At 60.2% G+C, this 4,619-nt stretch carries 3 protein-coding genes and 1 pseudogene; 1 reads left to right on the top strand and 3 read right to left on the bottom strand.

Annotation, left to right across the window (positions count from 1 at the left end):
• From BN871_RS11185 to BN871_RS11175, 3 genes are all read right to left on the bottom strand, one after another.
• Positions 1 to 928, bottom strand: a 928-nt coding sequence (locus BN871_RS11185; protein WP_048746011.1) for a YhgE/Pip domain-containing protein, incomplete at its 3' end; no start/stop codon positions are given.
• A 68-nt stretch (positions 929 to 996) separates the two neighbouring features.
• Positions 997 to 3,270, bottom strand: coding sequence for an ATP-binding protein (locus BN871_RS11180; RefSeq protein WP_021881968.1), 2,274 nt, complete (start codon positions 3,268 to 3,270; stop codon positions 997 to 999).
• Between the two features lie 71 nt (positions 3,271 to 3,341).
• Positions 3,342 to 4,004: a TetR/AcrR family transcriptional regulator gene (locus BN871_RS11175; RefSeq protein ID WP_021881967.1), complete on the bottom strand. Its 663-nt coding sequence runs from the start codon at positions 4,002 to 4,004 to the stop codon at positions 3,342 to 3,344.
• Between the two features lie 197 nt (positions 4,005 to 4,201).
• Between BN871_RS11175 and BN871_RS11170 the strand changes: the two are divergent.
• Positions 4,202 to 4,619: pseudogene (locus BN871_RS11170) on the top strand (hypothetical protein); the annotation flags it as partial.

Below are 4,619 nucleotides of genomic sequence, written 5' to 3'. Positions count from 1 at the left end.
CGCGGGCGGAATGGTCCGCACCGCCTTCGCCAAGCTCGGCTGCGGCTGCCTCCAGCGCCGCCGCAGCCTGCTGCACGAGCAGCAAATTCTGCTTCACGGCGGGAGATACCGCCTGAAGCGCCTCGCTGCCGTGCTGCAGGAACGTCCCGGCTCCGTCCGCGAAGCGGGAGCCTTCCCGGGTCAGCTTCTCGGCGAACGGGAGCGCTTTCTGCGCCTCCGCCGTGAGCTGGGCGGTCTTGCCCAGATCCTTCCGGGCGACGGCAGCGATCCGGTTCACCTCGGGCAGCTCCTTCTCCAGCCGGTACACGAGCTGCTCCGCATGCTCGATCGCCGGCCGTTCCCGTTCGAGCTCGGTGCCAAGCTCGTTGAACAGGCGGAAGATCGTGCCGTTCACCGTTTCGGAGAATTGCTCGGTGAAATTCTTGATGATCGTATTCGTTCCTGAAGAGGTGATCTTGGGAGCGATCGCATTGATTTTTTCATTGACGGTATACGTAATCTCCGCCCGCAGTGGCTTGGGCGAGAGGATGCTGGCCATCCGCTCGGAGAAGTTCGGCGGAATGAGGATGCTGGCATAATAAGTGCCGTCCCGAACGCCGTCCAGCGCTTCCTTCCCGCCGACAAAATGCCAGCCGATCGAAGGATTGGCGCGCAGCGCCTTGACGATTTCGTCGCCGGCCCGGAGCATGCCGCCCGCTTCTCCACCCGCTGCGGCGCCAAGCGCCGGACTGAGCCGGTATCCGGCATCCTCGTTGACGACGGCGAACGGAATTTCGGACGTGCGTCCGTACGGGTCCCACGAGGCGAGAATATTGAACCAGGCGTACAAGGAGGGGAGCAGGGCGAGGCCTCCCAGGATGACGCAGGCGGTCCAGTTCCGTCCGATCCGCCGCCAATCCTCTGCGGCAATGCTGACTATCGTTTTCATGATTTCCGCCCTCCCAGATGCTGCGGCAGCAGCTTGTCTGTGCCTAGTATCCCGGGAGAGCGGGAGGATCATTCGGAGAGGACGGGCAGGCTGATGCGGACGACAGTTCCATGGCCGATACGGCTGCGGATGGCGAATGTGCCTTTATGATTGCTGACGATGCGCTGGCTGACCATGAGCCCGAGCCCGTTGCCGCCTTCCTTGCTGGTGAAGAACGGCTCGCCCAGACGAAGCAGGTCTTCCTCGGAAATTCCGCTTCCCTGGTCTTCGACCGTGACAACGGCATATCCGGCATCGTCCGGATGCAAGCCGATTTTCAGCACGCCGCCCGTCTCCGCCATGGACTCGATGCCGTTTTTGATGACGTTGACGAACACCTGCTTCATCTGGTTCGGCTCGCATAGAATCGGGGGGAGGCCGCTATCCAGATTGAGCTCGATGGCGGCTCCGGACAGATTGGCTTCCGGCTCCAGGAGGAGCGCCATATCCTCCAGCATCGGCGCGATGCGCTGCTTGTGGTAATGATTGGCCTGGGGCTTGGACAGCACAAGAAACTCGCTGACGATGAAGTTGATCCGGTCCAGCTCCGAAAGCATGATCGACAGGAAGTACGGACTCAGCTCCTTGCCCTCCATCTGCATTTGCACGAAGCCGCGCAGCGTCGTCAGCGGATTGCGGATCTCGTGGGCGACACCGGCTGCCAGCTGTCCGACGACGGAGAGCTTCTCCGTCCGCCGCAGCAGCTCTTCGGTATGCTTGCGGTTCGTCACGTTCCGGGAAATGCAGGATACCGCGACGATCGTCCCGTCATGGTCTCGAATCGGCGAGGCCGTCGTGCTCACGTCGATGCGGGCTCCGAATTTGGTCTCGAGCGTGGTCTCCGCGTCGATATAGGCGACCCCATTCAGCACGCTTGCGATCATTCGGCGTATTTCCTCCTCGTTCACGGGCGGGAAAGAGGCAGGCGAACGATCATCCATGAGCTCCTGCTCCGACCATCCCAGCATCGTTTCGAAGGCGCGGTTCGCGCTCATGAGCCTCCCGTCGAGGCCGTACGTATGGATGGCGTCCTTCGTATGCCTGACGAGGGATTCCAGATGCTCCTTGGTGTGGCGGAGCTCCTCCGCCGACTCCTTGAGCCTGCTCGTATATGCGCTCATATTGGAAGCCATGAGGTTGACGCTTTGAGCCAGCTCGCCGATCTCGTCGTTGCTGCTGAGGCGGATCGGCTTGTTGAAGTCTCCCTTGGCCACCGCGTTGACCCTTCGAATGACGAGCTTCAGCTTCCGCAAGGCGACGCCGGAGATCAGGTAGCTGGCCGAGATGGCGACGATCAGCAGCGTGATCGATATGGCGAGCAGCAGGAAGAACTGCTTGTTCAGCGACTCTCCGTACAAGGAGGTATCCAGGGAAACGATGATGACGTAGCTGCGGATGGAGTCTACATTGAAGGGGATATAGCCCCGCAGCAGCTTTTTGCCGAGCAGCTCGGTTTTGTTGTACACCGGCCGGCCTGTCTGGCTGGCCTTTTCCATCAAGGCATAATCGTTCTCTCTGTCGACATAGCGGTATGACCCGAACTCCATGGCGTTGTCCGGAAATGCCTGCTGCAGCTCGGAAGGCTGGCCGCTGTCCGAACCGGGCACCAGATCCGCATTGATGCCTGTAATTTCGACCAGACCCGGCGAGTCGAGAATCATATCGTCGATGCTGCTGTTGTCCTGGATCGGGGTCAGCTTGTCGACCATCGGCTGCACATTGTAGGAGATCCGCACGACGTAGTCGGCGGTTCCGTCGTAATAGAAGCTCAGCTTGGATTTGTAGCCTCTCTCGGAGTAGAAGAGCGAATCGCACCAGTAGTTCTGGAGGCTCGTTCCCCGGTCGACATACGCATATCTGCTGCCGATCAGGTCGCTGACGACCTTGCCGTTGAGGCTGTCGGAGCCGATCGTCTTGCCCTCCAGATCGGAATCGGACGAGGCCTTGATTGCAATCTTGCCGCCGTATTCGCGCTGAACGAGCGACAGGGAGCTCAGGTTGAGCTTGGCCGCGCTTTCCAGCAGGGTGGATGGGGCGACGTCGGCCAAGCGGGGTCCCAGCAGGCCGATGGCGGCAATGGATGCCACACGCATCCGCTCCGAGACGGCGGCATCGAGGTAATAAGCCGTCCGCAGCGTCGGCGTCATGGAGAAGCGGATCTGATCGGCGGCCGTACGGATTTGCTGCTCGACCGCTTTGTCCTGCTGCCCGGTCGAATACAGGGAGAAAACGAGCAGGTTCAATGCCAAAATCAGGACAACGACTGACGATATGAGAGCGGATAGCTTCAGTTTGATCGACATGTCCTGCTTTTTCTCTCCTCACATAGCCAAGATGACCTTCAGGATCGGGTGCCGGCAGACGATTTGGACCATCACGCTTTCTCTTGCGTACGTTCGGAATCGATGCCGGACCAGAATAGATCCATCATCTGATCGGCCAGCTCGTCGATGGAGCCGTACATCCCTTGCGCCGCTTCCCGGTTGCCGATCATCAGCAGGGCGGTATAGAGATGAGCCATCAGAAGAGGGTTGCCCTTTTTTACTTCTCCGGCATCGACAGCTTTGCGGAAATGGACGGCAAGAAGCTGGTGGAGATGGTCCTCGGCTTCGCGGATCTCATTTTTCTGCTCCGCCGTCAGCCAGTGGGACGCTTCCCGCATCAGCGTTTCGAACTCGGCATGCTGGCTTCGGGCCAGCCGGACCTGGGCGATGCGGAGCAGCCTCTCCCGCAACGATCCGCCGCTTTCCAGCAGCCTTTCTGTTCCGGCCTTGGCCTTGCGCAGCATATCGGTGACGGAGGCGGTGAACAGGACCGGCTTGCTCGTAAAATGATAGTATACCGATGCTTTGGTGACGCCGCACTGCTCGGCGATCTGGTTCAGCGATACGGCCTCGTAGCCCTGCTCCATGAACAGGACGGATGCGGCCTGCAGCACGAGGTCCCGGACGGGAGTTCCGCGCTCTTCCGCCTTCGGCCGGCCCGGCGCGCGGCGCGTTCCTTCTTTATCGGAATCGGCATGGGAAAATTTTGACAAAAGAAGCTCTCCTTTCTATGAAAATCGGTATCCGTTGAAAATTAACCCTACGGTATATATAATGAAAACAGGACTTTCCTTTGGCTGTTATCTTGTTTGCCCGATCATGCATTTCGAGTCGGGCTAGCTTATTTTATCATGATTTCGTGCTCGGGGTCATACCGGGGGCGGAATGCAGAACCGAAAGGATGAGGCTTATGAACCGATGGATGGAAGCTGTCGCCGGCAGGCGGAGCAAGTGGATGACGCTGGCGGCATGGATCGTGATGGCCGCCCTGCTCAGCCTGCTTCTTCCTGGCGTAAGGAGCGAGGTCGACGAGAACGCGCCCAACTTCGGCAAGCATGTCGCTTCCGTTCAGGCAGAGGAGGTGCTCAGCCGCGAATTCGCCTCGAACGACGGCACGCCGGCGCTGGTCGTATGGCACCGGGAAGGCGGACTCCGCGACGGAGATCTCGAGCTGATCCGGCAAGCGTCGGCGGATGTGGCGGCGCGGCCCGTCGCCCATCAGCAGGCGGCGGTGCCGCTCGACMWKCTTCACGCGAGCCTTAAGGACCTTCGGCGGGGGATATGGGATCCGCGATGCAGTCGGCCGGACGTTGAACTTGGAAAGCGGA

The sequence above is a fragment of the Paenibacillus sp. P22 genome, assembly GCF_000469945.2.
In the GTDB taxonomy this organism is placed as follows: domain Bacteria; phylum Bacillota; class Bacilli; order Paenibacillales; family Paenibacillaceae; genus Paenibacillus_O; species Paenibacillus_O humicus.
Note: the sequence above shows the minus strand (reverse complement) of the source record. Positions and strands in the feature narration are given on the sequence as shown.